This is a genomic window from Halorubellus sp. JP-L1 (assembly GCF_011440375.1).
Classification (GTDB): Archaea; Halobacteriota; Halobacteria; order Halobacteriales; family Natrialbaceae; genus Halorubellus.
In genome coordinates this window covers 735,512-752,015 of sequence record NZ_JAAOIR010000002.1, presented here as the reverse complement: position 1 = coordinate 752,015, position 16,504 = coordinate 735,512, and the positions used below count along the sequence as shown (strand labels likewise).

General features: G+C 70.4%; 19 protein-coding genes. 11 read left to right on the top strand and 8 right to left on the bottom strand.

Going from position 1 to position 16,504, the window contains the following annotated elements; genetic code table 11:
- The first annotated feature begins 81 nt into the window (after positions 1-81).
- Complete coding sequence (locus G9C85_RS12320; protein WP_205254366.1) at positions 82-582, top strand: CinA family protein; 501 nt, start codon at positions 82-84, stop codon at positions 580-582.
- A gap of 130 nt (positions 583-712) precedes the next feature.
- On the top strand, positions 713-1,237 hold the full coding sequence (locus G9C85_RS12315) for a metal-dependent hydrolase (protein WP_166040346.1): 525 nt from the start codon (positions 713-715) through the stop codon (positions 1,235-1,237).
- A 37-nt stretch (positions 1,238-1,274) separates the two neighbouring features.
- Here the strand turns inward: G9C85_RS12315 and G9C85_RS12310 are convergent, their stop codons facing one another.
- Positions 1,275-2,039 carry a PHP domain-containing protein gene (locus G9C85_RS12310; RefSeq protein ID WP_166040344.1) on the bottom strand — a complete coding sequence of 255 codons (765 nt, stop codon included), beginning with the start codon at positions 2,037-2,039 and terminating at the stop codon, positions 1,275-1,277.
- 95 nt (positions 2,040-2,134) lie between these two features.
- Between G9C85_RS12310 and G9C85_RS12305 the strand changes: the two genes are divergently transcribed.
- A complete protein-coding gene (locus G9C85_RS12305; RefSeq protein WP_166040342.1) occupies positions 2,135-2,515 on the top strand; it encodes a hypothetical protein in 381 nt (126 codons plus the stop codon).
- Positions 2,516-2,605: 90 nt separating this feature from the next.
- Complete coding sequence (locus G9C85_RS12300; protein ID WP_166040340.1) at positions 2,606-2,905, top strand: hypothetical protein; 300 nt, start codon at positions 2,606-2,608, stop codon at positions 2,903-2,905.
- A gap of 219 nt (positions 2,906-3,124) precedes the next feature.
- Here the strand turns inward: G9C85_RS12300 and G9C85_RS12295 are convergent, their stop codons facing one another.
- From G9C85_RS12295 to G9C85_RS12275, 5 genes are all read right to left on the bottom strand, one after another.
- Positions 3,125-3,562 carry a transcription elongation factor Spt5 gene (locus G9C85_RS12295; protein WP_166040338.1) on the bottom strand — a complete coding sequence of 146 codons (438 nt, stop codon included), beginning with the start codon at positions 3,560-3,562 and terminating at the stop codon, positions 3,125-3,127.
- A gap of 3 nt (positions 3,563-3,565) precedes the next feature.
- Positions 3,566-3,784, bottom strand: a complete 219-nt coding sequence (locus G9C85_RS12290; RefSeq protein ID WP_166040337.1) for a protein translocase SEC61 complex subunit gamma — start codon at positions 3,782-3,784, stop codon at positions 3,566-3,568.
- A gap of 202 nt (positions 3,785-3,986) precedes the next feature.
- Positions 3,987-5,168 (bottom strand): cell division protein FtsZ, encoded by a 1,182-nt coding sequence (gene ftsZ / locus G9C85_RS12285; RefSeq protein ID WP_205254353.1) that lies wholly within the window; start codon positions 5,166-5,168, stop codon positions 3,987-3,989.
- 136 nt (positions 5,169-5,304) lie between these two features.
- Positions 5,305-6,729: a D-aminoacyl-tRNA deacylase gene (locus G9C85_RS12280; RefSeq protein ID WP_166040335.1), complete on the bottom strand. Its 1,425-nt coding sequence runs from the start codon at positions 6,727-6,729 to the stop codon at positions 5,305-5,307.
- 78 nt (positions 6,730-6,807) lie between these two features.
- Positions 6,808-8,211 (bottom strand): sodium:calcium antiporter, encoded by a 1,404-nt coding sequence (locus tag G9C85_RS12275; RefSeq protein ID WP_166040333.1) that lies wholly within the window; start codon positions 8,209-8,211, stop codon positions 6,808-6,810.
- 141 nt (positions 8,212-8,352) lie between these two features.
- Here G9C85_RS12275 and G9C85_RS12270 point away from each other — a divergent pair, with 141 nt between their 5' ends.
- From G9C85_RS12270 to G9C85_RS12240, 7 genes are all read left to right on the top strand, one after another.
- Entirely contained in the window at positions 8,353-9,198 is an 846-nt protein-coding gene (locus tag G9C85_RS12270; protein ID WP_166040331.1) for a universal stress protein, read from the top strand.
- A gap of 91 nt (positions 9,199-9,289) precedes the next feature.
- The gene (locus G9C85_RS12265; RefSeq protein ID WP_166040330.1) at positions 9,290-10,117 is read left to right on the top strand and encodes a shikimate dehydrogenase; all 828 of its coding nucleotides are present in this window, start codon (positions 9,290-9,292) and stop codon (positions 10,115-10,117) included.
- 83 nt (positions 10,118-10,200) lie between these two features.
- Positions 10,201-10,977, top strand: a complete 777-nt coding sequence (locus G9C85_RS18600) for a helix-hairpin-helix domain-containing protein (RefSeq protein ID WP_193570705.1) — start codon at positions 10,201-10,203, stop codon at positions 10,975-10,977.
- 69 nt (positions 10,978-11,046) lie between these two features.
- Complete coding sequence (gene pabB, locus G9C85_RS12255) at positions 11,047-12,651, top strand: aminodeoxychorismate synthase, component I (RefSeq protein WP_166040328.1); 1,605 nt, start codon at positions 11,047-11,049, stop codon at positions 12,649-12,651.
- Complete coding sequence (locus G9C85_RS12250) at positions 12,651-13,370, top strand: aminodeoxychorismate/anthranilate synthase component II (protein ID WP_166040326.1); 720 nt, start codon at positions 12,651-12,653, stop codon at positions 13,368-13,370. Before pabB ends, G9C85_RS12250 begins: the two co-directional genes overlap by 1 nt.
- Positions 13,355-14,305 (top strand): aminotransferase class IV, encoded by a 951-nt coding sequence (locus G9C85_RS12245; RefSeq protein ID WP_166040324.1) that lies wholly within the window; start codon positions 13,355-13,357, stop codon positions 14,303-14,305. The genes G9C85_RS12250 and G9C85_RS12245 overlap by 16 nt, the downstream gene beginning before the upstream one ends.
- Positions 14,306-14,330: 25 nt before the next feature.
- Positions 14,331-15,020 (top strand): HAD family hydrolase, encoded by a 690-nt coding sequence (locus G9C85_RS12240; RefSeq protein WP_166040322.1) that lies wholly within the window; start codon positions 14,331-14,333, stop codon positions 15,018-15,020.
- A 49-nt stretch (positions 15,021-15,069) separates the two neighbouring features.
- Here G9C85_RS12240 and G9C85_RS12235 read toward each other — a convergent pair whose 3' ends face one another.
- Positions 15,070-15,627: a SprT-like domain-containing protein gene (locus G9C85_RS12235; protein ID WP_166040321.1), complete on the bottom strand. Its 558-nt coding sequence runs from the start codon at positions 15,625-15,627 to the stop codon at positions 15,070-15,072.
- A gap of 42 nt (positions 15,628-15,669) precedes the next feature.
- Positions 15,670-16,485 carry a 2-amino-3,7-dideoxy-D-threo-hept-6-ulosonate synthase gene (locus tag G9C85_RS12230; protein ID WP_166040319.1) on the bottom strand — a complete coding sequence of 272 codons (816 nt, stop codon included), beginning with the start codon at positions 16,483-16,485 and terminating at the stop codon, positions 15,670-15,672.
- Positions 16,486-16,504 lie beyond the last annotated feature (19 nt).

Below are 16,504 nucleotides of genomic sequence, written 5' to 3'. Positions count from 1 at the left end.
GAAGACCACGAGAAGGGGCGAACGCCGGACGACGGCGTCGACGACCCCCAGGCCGAGGCCGTGGACGAACGCACGCTGGCGATGGCGGTCGGCGACCGGCTGCGCGAGCGCGAGGAGACCGTCGCCGTCGCGGAATCCTGTACGGGCGGCCTCGTCGGCGCGCGCATCACGACCGTCCCGGGGGCGTCGGACTACTTCGAAGAGGGCGTCGTGACCTACGCGTACGGCGCGAAGGAGCGACGCCTCGGCGTGAATCGAGAGGCGCTCGACGCCCACGGCGCCGTCTCGGAACCGGTCGCGCGCCAGATGGCACGGGGCGTGCGCGACACCGCCGACGCGACATGGGGCGTCTCGACGACGGGCGTCGCCGGGCCGACCGGCGGTACCGACGACGCCCCCGTCGGCACCGTCTACGTCGGCGTCGCCTACGCCGCGCCCTGGGGGAGCGAGGCGTCGTTCGCGTCCGTCGAGCGCTACGCGTTCGACGGCGACCGTGCGGCCGTGCGCGACGCGACGGTGACCGCCGCGCTAGCGGACCTCGTCGACGCGATCGATGGGGAGGCAGAACGGACAGATTCCTGATGTAGGATCGACGGCGCAGGACGGGGGACCTGACAACCGCTACGGACGAGCGTCTGACGCGCGTCAGACACGGAGAGGGCTTCGAGGTGGCACACTTATGTTCGAGTAGTCGACAGTGTCCATACGGCGAATGAACAAGAAGGGACATATCCTCAACGGAGCACTTCTGGCACTGGGGCTCGCGTACATCCGGTCGCCGCTCGGCGACCAGCCGCTGGCGGCCGACGTCGAGACGCTCCTCGTCGACGCGACGCTGCTCCTCCCGCCGCTCGTGCTCGGCGCACTGCTTCCCGACATCGACACCGCGTTCGGGAAACACCGCAAGACCCTCCACAACCTCCCGCTGCTCGCCGCCTTCGTCGCCTACCCGTTCTTCTTCGGGAACCTCGAGTTCGTGTGGATCGGCATCGCCACGCACTACGTGCTCGACGTCCTCGGGAGCAAGCGCGGCATCGCGCTATTCTACCCGTTCTCCTCGAAGGAGTACGGGTTCCCCATCGGCGTCCGGACGTCGAGCAGCTGGTCCGGCCCGATGACGATAGCCATCACGGGCTTCGAGATCGCGGTGTGCGCGCTCGTCGCCGCCGTCGCGATCAGCGGCTTCGACTTCCAGCTCGAGACGGCCCGGCAGACGATCACCGCGCTCTACCCATAGAACCGCCACGGGGACGATCCCGGGTCCCTCAGGTCGCTCACTCGTAGACGGCGACGTCGTCGAACCGAGAGCCGTACAGGAGGTGGCGCGGATGCGTCGGCTCGGTGCCCTGCAGGAACGTGCGGTCGACCTTCGCCCACGTGTTCTCGAACCCGAGGTGCGAGAACTCCACTGCCTTCCAGAACCGATGCGAGAGCGACGACCGTCGCCCGACGCGACGCGCATCGTCGCTCTCGAACGCGTCGACGACGTCCGCGGGCGTCTGGATCTCGCCGTCGAACGCCGTCCACACCTCGCCGACGCTCCCCGGCACGTGCGCGTACGACGACCCGAACGGCGCCACGTCGAAGTCCGCCACGAGGCGCTTCGCGCGGTCGGCCCACCCACCGAGGAGCTTCGGGTTGTACGCCTCTACGGCCGCGATCTGGTCGCGGTACCGCTGGATCTCCTCGTACCCGAGACTCACGTTCAGGAACGTCGGGTGCGGGACGAGCACCGTCGCGTCCTGCCGGTCGAACTCGGCCATCGCGCCCTCGAGCGTGATGAAGTCCGGCACGGGCTCCGAGAGCCCGATCGCGAGCACGTGCCGACGGTTCCGCCACGTCCCCGTGAACACCTCGCGGCCCGGGACGACGAGCAGCTCGTCGTCGCTGTACCGCGCCGCCGCCTCCCGGACGTCCGGCAACTGCTCGAAGTGCGGCGCGTACACGAGCGCGTCCACCCCGCGGCGCTTCGCGCGCTCGACGACCGCGTCCGACAGCACCTTCACGTGCGCGTCCACCCGGAACTCGTCGCTCCCCATACTACTCCATCGAATCGCGCCGGCCGATATAAGAGCGACGAAACCGCTGCCCGCAGTCGCGGTGCTTATCTGTACTAGCGACGACCCGTCGGACAATGGCTACCGAGACCACGCACGCGCTCGCACTCGCCGCCCTCGCGGCGTGCGCGACGGCTCTCCTCAGCGTCCCCGTGCTCGTCGCACCTCTTTCGACGGCCACCACGGTCGCTGCCGTCGCCGCCGTCGCCGTCGCCGTCGCCGGTATCGTCCTCGTCGTCGCCCGAGACCTCCGCCGCGGCCCGAACTGGCCAGTGCGACTCTACCGTAGCGGCCTCGTCGCCGCCGTCGCGTCGTTCTTCGCCACCACAGCACTCACCCCACCGGACCCCCTCTCGCAAGTTCGCTACGGCGCGCCCGCGCTCGGCGTCGGCCTCCTCCTCGCGCACGTCGCCGTCGCATACGACGTCGACAGAGCGATCGTCACCCGCATCCGCTGACCGCGGTCGTCGACAGAGCGATCGTCGCCCGCATCCGCTGACGTCTCTGACAACCTTCAAGACAGCGACCGCCGTACGGGCAGACATCGAATGTCCTGGGAATGTGGAATCGAGGACTGTGGCGGCATCTTCGAGACTGCCGAGGACGCCATCGTCCACCAGACCACCGACCACGAGCGCTGCGAGTGCAAGGTGTGCGGGACCGTCGTCCCCGACGGCTACCTCGCCATCCGGCACGCGTTCACCGAACACACCCGCGCCGAGTACGTCCGCGCGTACGGCGCGAGCGCACAGGAAGTCCGCGACCGCGAGGAAGTCAGGGACGCCATCGAGAGCGAAGCGGACCTGAACGCCGTCGTCGAACGACTCAACGGCGACCCGCGCGCCTGAGCGCGGCTCCGCAGTCGCGTCCCTACTCGGAGTGATTCGACTGCGAGAATCGAGCCGAACGCGAGCGCGAACCCCTCAGCGACCGCCTATCGCGCTTCGGCGTCTCGCGGCTCGCTACCATTCGCCGTTCGACTTTCCGAGGAGCGATTCGCTTCGCTTCACCGCTCCTCGCTGTTCCCATGAGTGAGCGCGCGAACGAACGGGAGCACGAAGAGCGCGTCAGCGCTCTTCGGAGTCCAGCACGCGAATCTGGTCGCCACGAACGGTGACCGGAATCGGGACGGTCGCCTCGTACAGTTCGACCGTCACCTGGTCCTTGCCCTCGTCGATGCGTTGAACCTGCGCCTTCTCGCCCTTGAACGGGCCGGCGATGAGCTCCACGATGTCGCTCTCGGCGATCCCCTCGACGTCCGGCGTCGGCGAGAGGAAGTGCTCGACCTCGCTGATGTCGGACTCGCCGGGGATGGTACCCCGGGCGTGCGGGATGTCCTCGAGCACGCGCTCCAGGATGCCCGAGTCGTCGGCCTCGACCATCACGTAACTCGTCAGCGAGTCGGGGGCAAGCGCAGCGTGGATGTCCTCCATCTCGCGGTTCATGATCATGTCCGCGACCGTTCGTTCCTGGCTGGCCGTGGTCTTGACAGCGTAGATCGGCATCTGTTACCACCACAGCGCGAGCGCGGCACCGCCCGCCGCCGGATCGGTGATGAACGACGTGACCAGCAGCGACATGAACTGTGCGATGATGAACCCGAGGATGCCGACGAGCACGATGCCGGCACCGGCGATCTTCGCGATCTGCGAGAACTCGGTGAAGGACGGGGTGCTCGCCAACTTGAGCACGCGGACGTACGACGAGAGCTCCGTCGGTAATTCCATGCGCGCCGATTCGACGCGCTCGCTTTTCTATCTATTGCATTCGCACCGGCCGCCCGAACCGTGGCCGACCGCCCGCGGGCGTCGACGCGCCACCGGGCGCGTCGGGACTGGTGGATGGAAGACGGAAGGACGTCCGAACGCCGTCGCCGACGGTCGCGTACGAGTCAGCAGTCGACCGCTGGCTCGACGGCGTCGCGTCAGTTCACTCGATGAAGTCGATGTCGTTGCCGGACTGCTGCATCTGGTCGCGCTGCGCGGCCGGCTGCGAGGACACCTGTGCGTCGCCCTCGTCGCCGTTCCCGTATATCTGCGGGGAGTCGACGCCGGTGACGACGATCATCGTCCGCATGCGGCCCTCGAGGGACTCGTCGACGCTCGTCCCCCAGATGATGCGGGCGTCCGGGTCGATCCGGTCGTAGATCTCCTCGACGACGCCCTCGGCCTCCTCGATGCTCATGTCGTTCCCGCCCGTGACGTTCACGAGCGCGGACGAGGCGCCGGAGATGTCGACGTCGAGCAAGGGAGAGCGGAGTGCGGACGTGACGGAGTCCTTGGACTTCGCGTCCGAGTCGGACTCGCCGAGACCGATCATCGCGACGCCGCCGCGCTCCATGACGGTGCGGACGTCCGCGAAGTCGAGGTTAACGAGCCCGGGCTTCGTGATGAGTTCCGTAATGCCCTTCACCGAGCGCATGAGGACTTCGTCGCTGACCTTGAACGCCTGCTTGACGGGGAGCTTCCCGACGGAGTCCAGCAGGCGGTCGTTCGGGACGACGATGACGGTGTCGGAGACGTCCCGCAGACGCTCCAGGCCGGCTTCCGCGTTCGTCCGCCGAACCTCGCCTTCGGCCGTGAACGGCGTCGTGACGATGCTGATCGTGAGCGCGCCCGCTTCGCGGGCGGCCTTCGCGACCACGGGTGCGGAACCGGTCCCGGTGCCGCCGCCGAGGCCGGCGGTGACGAACACCATGTCCGAGCCCTCGATGGCGTCGTAGATCTCGCTCTGGGACTCGAGCGCGGCCTCCTCGCCCACTTGGGGCAGGGACCCGGCGCCGCGGCCGCCGGTCTTGTCCTCGCCCATGAGGATCTTCGTGTCCGCCTCGATCTCGTAGAGGTGCTGGACGTCCGTGTTCGCGGCGACGAGCTTCGCGCCCGTGATGCCCTCCTCGTGGATGCGGTTGATGGTGTTCCCGCCCGCGCCCCCGCACCCGACGACCGTGATGTTCGTCTGGAGGTCCTCCAGGACGTCCTCCAGCTGGTCGTCGGTCATGGTGCCGGACTCGCGCGATGGCGCCGGCGAGTGGGCGTCGTCCCCACCCGACCGACGCCCGGGGTCCTCCCCGCCCTCGGCCTCGTCAATAGCGTCTTCGACGATCGAATCCATCCTTGACCCTCTTTATTCTATGGAGGGTAATTACGTTTCCCCTCTCTGTCAGACGTCCGCATGACGGAAAATTCGCGGTCGGTCCAAGCGTAGTAAGCGGCGCTTACCGGCCAGATGGGGAGCTTCAGACCATCGATTAGATTTCGAACACGTCCTCGCGGTGGGTCGTGACGTCCTCGGGACGGACGCGGTCGCCGTCGACCGTCACCGCTTCGCCGCCGGCGAGTCGCCCGAACTTCGGGCCTTCCGGGACGCCCTCTTGATGCGCGCGCCGCGGGTCGAACGCCTCCTTCGACGCGACCACGCGGTCGCCGTCGCGACGCACCGCGTCGTAGTCTTCGGCGACCACGTCGACGAGCGCGTCGACGAGCGCGTCGTACGCGTCCGCGTCGGGGAACGCCGCGCGACCCTGGACCTGCGACCCGCCGTTGCGCGTCTGGAACGCCACCGTCTCGGTCTCGACGACCGTGCGCGTCCGGTCGGCGTCGACGGACCGCGCCGTCTCGACGAGGGCGTCGGGGAGCGCGCGCGTCACCCAGTCGTCGGCATCGCCGGCCGTCCACCGTCGTCGGTCGCCGAACCGGACGCCGTCGGCGACCGACCCGAGTTCGTCCTCGACCGCCGCGACCGCCTCGAGGTCGCGGTCGGCGACCTCGCGGAGCCACGTCTCGCTGACCACGCGATATCCGAGGTCCTCGACGACTGCTTCGAGGTCGGGGCGAGTCCCCTCGACGAGCGCGTGCTCGGCGTCGCTCGCCTCGAACGCCCGGTCGAGGACGCCCCGGTGCTCGCCGGGGTCGCCCATCGCGTCCAGCCCCCAGTCCGCGGCGACGTGCCCGACCGTCCACGGCGTCTCCCGGACGACGCGCTCGAACCGCGGCACGTAGTGGCCGCCGCCGAACCCGACGACGGTGCGGTCGCCCGTCACCGAGCGCTCGCTGCCCGACCGCTCGCCCATCACCGACCGCTCGCCCATCACCGACCGCTCGCCGTCCGACCGCTCGTTCCCCGACTCGGCGAGCGCCGCGAGGTCGAGGATCGCCTTCGCGACCGCGCTCGCGCCGTCGGGGTCGCGCCACTCGGTCTCGCCGCTCCCGAGTTCGACGAACAGCGACGGACAGCCGACGGCACTCGGGCCGTGGTGCGTGCACTCCATCCCGACCTCGTACCCTTCGGGCGCGTACTCGACGAACGAGTCGACGAGCGCGGCCTGCGCGCCGGGGGCGGCGGTCGCGAGCGCGTCGTCGTCGCCGCCGTACTCCGCTGGCCCGAAGTTCCCCGTGAAGTGCGCGGTCAGGAGCGGTCCCGTGTCGCCGGAGTGTCGGGACGCGAACGCCAGCAGTCCGGGGGTCGTCGAGAACGCCTCCGCCGCGTCGTCGAGTTCCAGGTGGAGGTCGTCGAACGTCCGCAGCTCGAAGGGGTCGTGGACGTAGACGTCGCCACCGCCGGCGGCGTCGGGGCGGGACTCGTCGACCGTCCGCTCCCAGTCGACGCGGTCGAGCAGGCGTTCGCCGACGTGCTCGGACGCCTCGTCCGCACGACTGACGACGATTGCGATCACGACAGTCGGTTGCGGACTCGCCGGCAAGAATGAGTCGATTCCGCGTCGGCTGCTTCGGTCCCGTATCGCCCGGACCCGTCAGTCGGCGCCCTCGGCGGGTGCCGTCCCGTTGCCGAGCGCGTACCGGGCGGTCCGCGCGCTCCGAACGAAGATGGCGGCGAGCTCCCGGCGCCGGTACCAGAACAGCCCGAGCGAGATGGCGAGGTAGAGCACCGTGTACGCGTACAGGATGGCGATGCTCAGCTCCGTCTCTCGCGCGACGGACGTCGTCGTGATGATGACGACGTACTCCATGGCCACCTGCGAGACGAACAGGACGAGGAGCATCACCGCCTCCCGGACCGAGATCTCGAAGTTCGTGATGATCGCGATCGCGAACAGGCTCTGGGCGGCCGTGATCCAGATCTCGGCGGCCTGCTTCTCGTCGAACGGCAGCGTGCCGATGCTCCCGGACGCGATCGAGTAGACGACCGCGAGCGTGCCGACCAGGAGCGTCCACTGGTTGAGCTTCGAGGAGATGAGCGCGTTGAACCCCGCCGTCGAGCGCGCCTTGTTCACGAGGTACGCGACGACGATCAGCTCCGGGCTCTCGCTCGCGAGCGGCGCGACCCACTGGATCATGAAGAACTCGGGGATGTTGTACGCGAGCCCGACCTCTTCGAGGCCGTGCGCGAACGGATGCACGGCGGTGTAGATCATCAGACCGGAGTACGCGAACAGCGTGATGGACGTCAGCGCCCGGACCGGGAACGGTCGCCGCTGGAGGTACGCTGGCACGCCGACCTGTTCCTCGTGCTCCTCAACGTCGCCGCGCACGATGATCGCGATGTACGCGACGTACAGTCCGAGGAGGACGACGGTATCGATGACGTCGATGCCGCCGAGGAACGGGACGGTGAACGCGAACACGGTCGCGACGAGCAGGAACGCGATCTCGAGGCCGATGTCGCGGTCGAGGTGGACCTTGCTCGCGAGGAACCCGTCGCTCCGTTCGACGGACGAGTCGCGTTCGCTGCCGGCGCGGTAGACGGTGAACAGCGCGATGCCTGACCAGCCCAGTCCGATGAGGATGCGGTTCGCGCCCGTCATGTTCGCGATCGCGAGGTTCGCGTCGTGACACGCGTCCTTCACGGCCTGCGTCTGCGAGGGGAGGTTGCTCGCGCTACAGGCGGCCTCGGTCGCACCGCCGCTCCCGGCCTGCCACGCGTAGAGCGCGTCGACGGCGTACTCGGGCGCGACCGCGAGCACCGCGAGCACCGCGATCGCGAACGCTCGCGGGACGTCCTTCTCCGCGGTCTCCGCGCCCCACGCGAGCATGAACGACGCGCCGAGGACCGCCACGCCGCTCACTGCGACTGTCGAGAGGTTCCCGAGACCCACCGCGTCCGGGCCACCCACGAGTTCTACCGTCACCCATGGAGCCGTGAGGAGGGCGGCGAGCGCGAGGGCGACCAGCGGGTGCCGGAGCCGGTCTTTGAGCATATCTGAAGGTCCGCCAAGGTACAAGTAACCCTTGCGATTTCCGGAGGTAGTGCTGCGTGGAATCCTCTCACGTAGCATCGAATTGGTCGCCGCGGCAGCCGCGGGTTTTTGTGCCGGGTTCCCCTATCGTTCAGTCGACACATGTTCGAGGAGGTAGTCGTCGCGACCGATGGGAGCGACTGCGGGATGCGAGCGGCGCGCGTCGGCGTCGAACTGGCGGCGACGTACGACGCGTCGGCCACGGTCGTCGTCGCCGCAGACGGCGAGCTGTCGACGGCGGACGCGCGGTCGATCGCGGACGACGTATCGGAGATCGGCGCGGCGAACCAGTTGACGGTGCGGACGCGAGTCTTGGAGGACGACCCGCGGTCGGCGATCGTCGAGACGGCCGTGGACGCGGACGCGGACGTGATCGCGATGGGGCGGCACGGACACGCGGGCCTCAGGGAGCGGTTCCTCGGAAGCGTCACGGAGCGCGTGCTGCGATCGACCGACCGGCCGGTGTTGACGGTCCCCGAGCAGGGTCAGGGCGTGGGCGACTACGAGGACGTGCTGGTGACCTCGGACGGCAGCGACGCGGCGCGGGCAGCGATACCGGCGGGTGCGAGCGTCGCGACGACGTACGACGCGACGATGCACGTGCTGTCGGTCGTGGACGTCGCTCGCGAGGCGGGGCCGTTCAACGCCGGGGGAGTGAGCGAGGAGTACGTCGACGGACTGGTCGCCGAGGCCACCGAGGAACTGGACGCGTTCGCGGCGGCCTGCGAGGAAGCTGCGGGCGACGGCGCGCTCGACCCCACGCGGTCGGTTCGGACGGGGTCGCCATCGGCGGAGATAACGGCGTACGTCGACGACGCGGGCGTGGACTTCGTCGCGATGGCGTCCCGCGGCGAGGGGTCGTTCGCCGGCCAGTTGCTCGGCAGTACGACCGACCGCGTGCTCAAGCAGGTGGACGTCCCGGTGCTCGTCGTTCGACCCGACGAGTGAGCGGCATCGGATTCCGTCCACGCAAGTACGAGCACCAGGGGGCGTTCCCGGTGACGCATGGCTTTTGGTCGGCGGTCCCGACGCCCCGCGTATGGACGTGTACGGACTAATCGGGAATCCGGTCGGGCACTCGCTGTCGCCGCCGATGCACGAGGCTGCGTACGACGCGCTCGGGCTCGACGCGCGGTACGTGACGTTCGAGCCGGACGAGGACGCGGCCGTCGACGCAGTCGCTGGCGCGGACGCGCTCGGCGTCGCGGGATTGAACGTGACGGTGCCGTTCAAGCGCGACGTCGCCGCTGCGGTCGAGACGGACGACCTGGCGTCGGCGGTCGGTGCGGTGAACACGCTCGACTTCTCCGGAGAGACGGTGACGGGACACAACACGGACGTGGAGGGGGCGGTCCGTGCGCTCCGCGAGCAGGCGGACGCGAAACTCGAGGGTTCGACGGCGGTCGTCGTCGGCGCGGGCGGCGCGGGGCGAGCGGTCGCGTTCGGACTGGCGGACGCTGGCGCGAGCGTTCGCGTCGCGAACCGGACGGTCGAGCGCGCGGAGTCGCTCGCCGCCGACGTCTCGCGGGCGGTCGACGGCGCGACCGTCGGTGCCCGCGGACTGGACGACCTCGTCGGGGCGCTGGCGGACGCGGACGTCCTCGTGAACGCGACGAGCGTCGGGATGGAGGAAGACGAGACGCCGGTCCCAGCCGCGGCCCTGCACGGCGGCCTCGTGGTCCTCGATGCGGTGTACGCGCCCCTGGAGACGCGACTCCTTCGGGACGCTACCGCGGCGGGCGCGCGGACCGTCGACGGCGCGTGGATGCTGCTCTACCAGGGCGCAGCCGCGTTCGAACGCTGGACCGACGAGCCCGCGCCCGTCGACGCGATGAACGACGCGCTTCGGAACGGCCTCTCCCAGTAAGCCTCGCTTACCGGGGGCGGGCGAGGTGGCAGGAAGCGCGCGGGCAGCGGCTTTTAAGTCCGGCGGGGTTCCACTATTCCATAATGGGACTGCTATCGAAGTTGAAGTCGGTACTCGGACTCGACGATGGCGACGAGGACCGCTCGGGGCGACGGGGCGACGACGTCGGCGTGACCGTCGAACGCGAACGCGACGACGCGGACGCCGCGAACGAGGCGACCGTGAAGGGCGTCGACGAAGGAGCCGCGTCCACGGCCGGGACCGACGATGCGACATCGCCATCGACCGACGAAGGGAGCACGTCGACGGACTCGACCGAACCGACCGACGACGCGACGACCGAACCGACCGACGACGCGACGACCGAACCGACCGACCACGACGACGCGACGGCCCGGGCGGCGACCGAAGCGGCCGCCGAGGCCGCTTCGGACGAGCCGGCGGACGCTGCCGAAGCCGAGTCGACGAAAGAATCTGCTGCCGACGCCGGATCCGACGACGACGCCGCCGAAGCGGACGCTGACACAGAAGCGACCGAAGCCGAACCCAGTGCCGAAGCGACCGAAGCCGAACCCAGCGCCGAAGCGACCGAAGCCGAACCCAGCGCCGAAGCGACCGAAGCCGAACCCAGCGCCGAAGCGACCGAAGCCGAACCCAGTGCCGACGCCGAGGCGGCCGCGGGGGAGGACGTGCAGGACATCAAGGGGATCGGGCCGGCGTACGCCGACCGGCTCGCTGCGGTCGGCATCTCGACGGTCGCGGAGCTCGCGGCCGCGGACCCCGACGCAATCGCCGAGGAGGCCGACCTGGCGCCGGGGCGAGTGAAGCAGTGGGTCGACCGCGCGAACGCGCGCCAGTAGCGCTCGTCGCCGACCGCGCTCTCCGCCGACACCGTAACACCGTTTAGCACCGGGTTCGACCTGTCGGGTATGGATTCGCCGCGGGTGGTGACCGACGCGAGCGCGTTCCGATCGGCCGCGCGGGACGCGACGCCGGGGACGCGAGTGCCCGTCGAGTTGCGCGTGGCCGTCGACGACCCGTGGGTGGCGTACCGTCGCGCTCGCCGCGGCCACGGCGAGTGGGGCGCGTTCCTCGAGACGACGGGGCTGGACGGCGCCGGGAGTTCCGCGGCTCACTCTGACGGTGCCGGCGAGCGCGAGGGCTGGGGGTACTTCGCGGTCGATCCCATCGAGCGATTCACGGCGCGCCCGGACGCGACACCGGTCGACGACCGCGAGCCGGCGCACCCGGGCGCGGCCTCGCCGTCGCTGCAGGCCCTCGAGGGACTCCTCGGCGGGTTCGACCTGGAGCGCGGCGACTGCGACGTCCCGTACCCCTGTGGCGCGTTCGGCTGGCTCTCCTACGACCTCGCGCGCGAGCTCGAATCGCTGCCGGAGTCGACCGTCGACGACCGCGGACTCCCGCACGTCCAGGTGGGCGTCTACGACGCGGTCGCGGCGTGGACGACGGCGGACGCGGCGACCGAGGGCGAGACGACGCTCCGCGTGACCGCGTGCCCGGAACTCCCCGCGGACGCCTGGGCGGACGACGGCGACCTCGACGAGGCCGTCGTCGACGCGTGCTACGAGGAGGGCGTCGAGCGCGCGAAGGCGCTCGCTGCGCGCGCGCTCTCGGGCGACCCCGAACACGGACCCGCACCGGCCGGGGACGCGAGCGCGGCGGCGTTCCGGAGCGACACCGGCCGCGAGGCGTACGCCGACCGCGTCCGCGCGGTGAAGGCGTACGTTCGCGAGGGCGACACGTTCCAGGCGAACGTCTCGCACCGACTGCGCGCCCCCGCGGCCGTGCACCCCGTCGCGGCGTACGACGCGCTCCGGCGCGTCAACCCCGCGCCGTACTCGGGGTACCTCGAGTTCCCCGGCGTCGATCTCGTCTCCGCCAGCCCCGAGTTGCTCTTGGAGCGCGACGGCGACGTCGTCCGCACGGAACCCATCGCGGGGACGCGACCGCGCGGCGACGACGCGGACGCGGACGCCGCACTCGAGACCGAGTTGGCGAGCGACGAGAAGGAGCGCGCCGAGCACGCGATGCTCGTCGACCTCGAACGGAACGACCTCGGGAAGGTCTGCGCGTACGGGTCCGTCGATGTCGCGGAGTACCGGCGCGTCGACCGCTACAGCGAGGTGATGCACCTCGTCTCGGACGTGACCGGGCGGCTGCGTGAGGGCGTCGGACTCGCGGACGCTGTCGGTGCGATGTTCCCCGGCGGCACCATCACGGGCGCGCCGAAGCCGCGGACGATGGAGATAATCGAGGAACTCGAGTCGACGCGCCGCGGCCCGTACACGGGCGCGATGGCCGCCCTGGGGTTCGACGACCGCGCGACCCTGAACATCGTCATCCGGACGCTCGTCCGCCACGACGACGAGTATCACCTGCGCGTCGGCGCGGGCATCGTGCACGACTCGGACCCCGAGCGCGAGTACGACGAGACGCTCGCGAAGGCGCGCGCGCTCCTGAACGCGGTCGACGACGCGCTCGCGGCGGACGCCGCCGTGGAGGTGCAAGACTGATGCCAGCGAAGGACGGCGCCGCGACCGAACCTGCATCGCTCGACCCGGTGCCGGGCGAGCCGCGGGTGCTGGTCGTGGACAACTACGATTCGTTCGCGTACAACCTCGTGCAGTACGTCGGCGAGTTCGCGGGCGAGGTCGTCGTCCGCCGGAACGACGCGATCGACGTCGAGGGGGTTCGGCGACTCGACCCGGACGGCATCGTGGTGTCCCCCGGCCCGGGAACGCCGGCGGACGCGGGCGTTTCGATGTCCGTATTCGAGGAACTCGACCTGCCGGCGCTCGGCGTCTGCCTCGGCCACCAGGCGCTCTGTGCAGCCAACGGCGCACGAGTCGGGCACGCCCCAGAGGTCGTGCACGGGAAGCCCTCGATAATCGCGCACGACGGCGCGGGCGTCTTCGAGGGCCTCCCCGAGCGCCTGCACGTCGGGCGCTATCACTCGCTCGCCGTCGAACGCGGGGACCTCCCGGCGTCGCTCTCGGAGACGGCGGCGACGGCGACGGACGAGGGCGCGACGCTGATGGCGGTCCGGCACCGCGAGAAGCCCCACGTCGGCGTCCAGTTCCACCCGGAGAGCATCCTCACTGGGGACGGGACGACTACCGAAGCAAGCGACGAATCGACTGCCAACGAGGGGACTGATCCCCGAGCCGGTGCGCGTCCGGATCTGCGCGTCGGCAAGCGACTCGTGAGGAACTTCCTGTGCAGTACCACGTAGACGGCGCGCTCGTCGACGCGAGCGAGGCGGCCGTGAGCGTCGACGACCGCGGGTTCCAGTACGGCGACGGCGTCTTCGAGACGATGCGCGCGTACGGCGGCGACGTCTTCGCGTTCGACGCGCACCTCGACCGCCTGGAGCGCTCGTGCGACGCGATCGGGCTCGACCACGGGCTCGGTCGCGAGGACCTCCGCGAGCGCGTCGTGGAGACGCTCGCGGCGAACGACCTCGAGGACGCGTACGCGAAGCTCTCGATGACCAGGGGCAGCCAGCCCGGAACGGTCACGCCCCGGCCGGACGTGGACCCGACGGTCGTCGTGTACGCGAAGCCGCTCCCGCGCGGTGGGCTCGACGGCGAGTCCGTCTGGGACGCGCCGGCGGTCCTCCAGACCGCGAAGACGCGGAAGCCGCCCGCGAACGCGCTCCCGCCGGGCGCGAAGACCCACAACTACCTGAACTCGATCCTCGCCCGCGACGAGCTCGTCGCGGACGCCGACGAGGCGCTCTTGCGCGATCAGGACGACCGCGTCGCGGAGGGCGCGGCGTCGAACGTCTTCTGGGTGGACGACGATGGCCTGCACACGCCCGCCGCCGACCTCGACCTGCTGCCCGGCATCACGCGCTCGGTCGTCCTCGACCTCGCCCGCGAGCAGGCCGGCGTCCCCGTCCACACCGGCGAGTACGCGCTCGACGCGGTCAGGGCGGCCGACGAGTGCTTCCTCACGAACTCGACGTGGGAGCTCCGGCCGGTCGCGAGCGTCGACGGCATCGACGTCGGCGGCGGCCCCGTCACCGACCTCCTCGCTCGCCTCTACGACCGACTGGTCGAGCAACGCCACTACGGCGCGGACGGCGGGGGCGACGCTGACGAGACGACGACGGCTGACGACGGAACCGGCGACGTCGTCGACCGCGGCGACGCCGAAGGTTCTTGACGTCGGCCGTCGAACCGGTTCGTTCATGCATGCGACGTCCCCGGATGCCGTCCTCTTCGACCTCGACCTGACGCTGTGCGAGACGACCCAGGACCGGAGCGAGGTCCTGTCGGGTACGTTCGATCGCGTCGGCGTCGATCAGTACTGCGGGGTCGCGGACCTGGCAGCGGTTGCACCGCAGGTCCCCGAGGTCTCGTCCGACCACGAGTTCTTCGTCGTGCTCTTCGAACTCGCCGCCGAACGCGTCGACGGCGTCGACCCCGACGGCGTTCCGGTCGACGACCTCGCCCTCGCGCACGACGACCTCGTCGACCACTCGCAGGTCCGGTTCCGCGACGGCGCCGAGGCCGCGCTCGAAGCCGCCCGCGACCACGGCCCGGTCGCGCTCGTCACGAACGGCGGCCGAGAGACGCAGACGACGAAACTGGAGGCGCTCGGCATCGCCGACGCGTTCGACGCGACCGTGTTCTGCGACCCGAGCGCGGGGATGCCACCAAAGCCAGACCCGAAGCCCATCCGGACCGCCGTCGACGCGCTCGACGTCGACCCGGCGGCGACGCTGCACGTCGGCGACTCGAAGGCGTCGGACGTCGCCGGCGCGCACGCCGCCGGCGCACGGTCCGCCTGGGTTCCCTACGAGGCGGCGAGCGACGACGGCGACCACGACCCCCACCACACGTTCGACGCGCCCGACGGCGTCCGCGACGTGCTCTGAACGCGGAGAAATCGGGGACTCTCGATGGGCAGCGGCTCGACTGCCGTCGCTACCAGTCGTCGACGACGGATCGAGCGCGCTCGTAGCCGGCGGCGTCCGTCCACGTGACACCGCTCTCGCGGTGCGCGACGACGACGTCGCCGCCGCAGTCCGGGCACCGGTACGCGCCCGGGTCCTTCACGGGCCGGGAGGCGCGATGCCGGCCCGCGGACCACTCGCAGCCATCGCTGCACGCGAGCGACAGTCGCGGAGCGGCGAACGACTCGCAGTGCCTGGGCGCGTCCACCGACGCCGCCTTCTCGCGGAAGCGCTCGCCGTGGCCGGCCTCGCCGAACTCCTGGAACTCCCAGGCGTGCACGAGCTCGTGCCGGATGGTGGCCGTGAACTGCCGCCAGCCGTGCTCGCGGTACGCCTGCCACGTCAACCGGATCGTGACGTCGCCCGATTCGGCGTCGTACGAGCACGCACCGGCGCGGCGGCGCGCTCGCTTCGAGATCTCCCAGTCGATGCGGTCGTGATCGACGTCGACGTCGACGCTCTCGGCGTAGATGCGAGCGTACGACAGGAGGTCGCGTGGCGTGTCCGGGTCGGGCGTCCCACTCTGCACGAGTAGCTGGCAGGAGCGACGACGGGAAAAGCGGTACGGTCCTCAGGCCTCGACGAGGAGGCCGGCGCGGTCGAGCGCCTCGTCGACGGTCGCGTCGTCGTGGACGACGGCGCTGATCGCGGTCGCGATGGCTTCGGGGTCGTCGTGCTGGAAGATGCTACGGCCCATGGAGACGCCGGCGCCGCCGGCGTCCATGACGCCGCGGACGGCGTCGACGGTCTCGCGGTCGGTGCCCTTCGCGCCGCCGGCGATGACGACGGGGAGGCGCGTGGACTCGACGACGTGCTCGAAGCTCGCGGCGTCCCCGGAGTACCCGGTCTTGACGACGTCCGCGCCGAGTTCTTCCGCGAGTCGGACCGCGTGCCCGAGCGATTCGGGGTCGGTGGAGTCGACGCCTTCGCCGCGGGCGTACGCCATCGCGAGCACGGGCATGCCGAGGCGGTCGGCGTCCCGCGTCAGTTCGGCGAGGTCCTCGATCTGGTCGGGCTCGTGTTCGCTGCCGACGTTGATGTGGAAGGAGACGGCGTCGGCGCCGGCGCGAACGGCCTCCTCGACGGTGCCGGTGACGCGCTTGTCGGCCTCGTCCGGGCCGATGGTCGTGGAGCCGTTCAGGTGGACGACGTAGCCGGCGTCGTTCTTGTTGTCGTGGACGCGCGGCGCGATGCCCTTCTGGGTGAGGACGGCGTCGGCGCCGCCGCGCGTGACGCCGTCGATGGTCGCCTCGACGTCCTTCAGTCCCTTGACGGCGCCCATGGTGATGCCGTGGTCCATCGGGACGACGAGGAACTTGCCGTCCGTCGAGATGCGGTCCAGTCGTGTGCGCTTCCCCACTCCGACGTATGTTGTGTCGCGTGTCATGTGCGTGAATCGGCGTCCG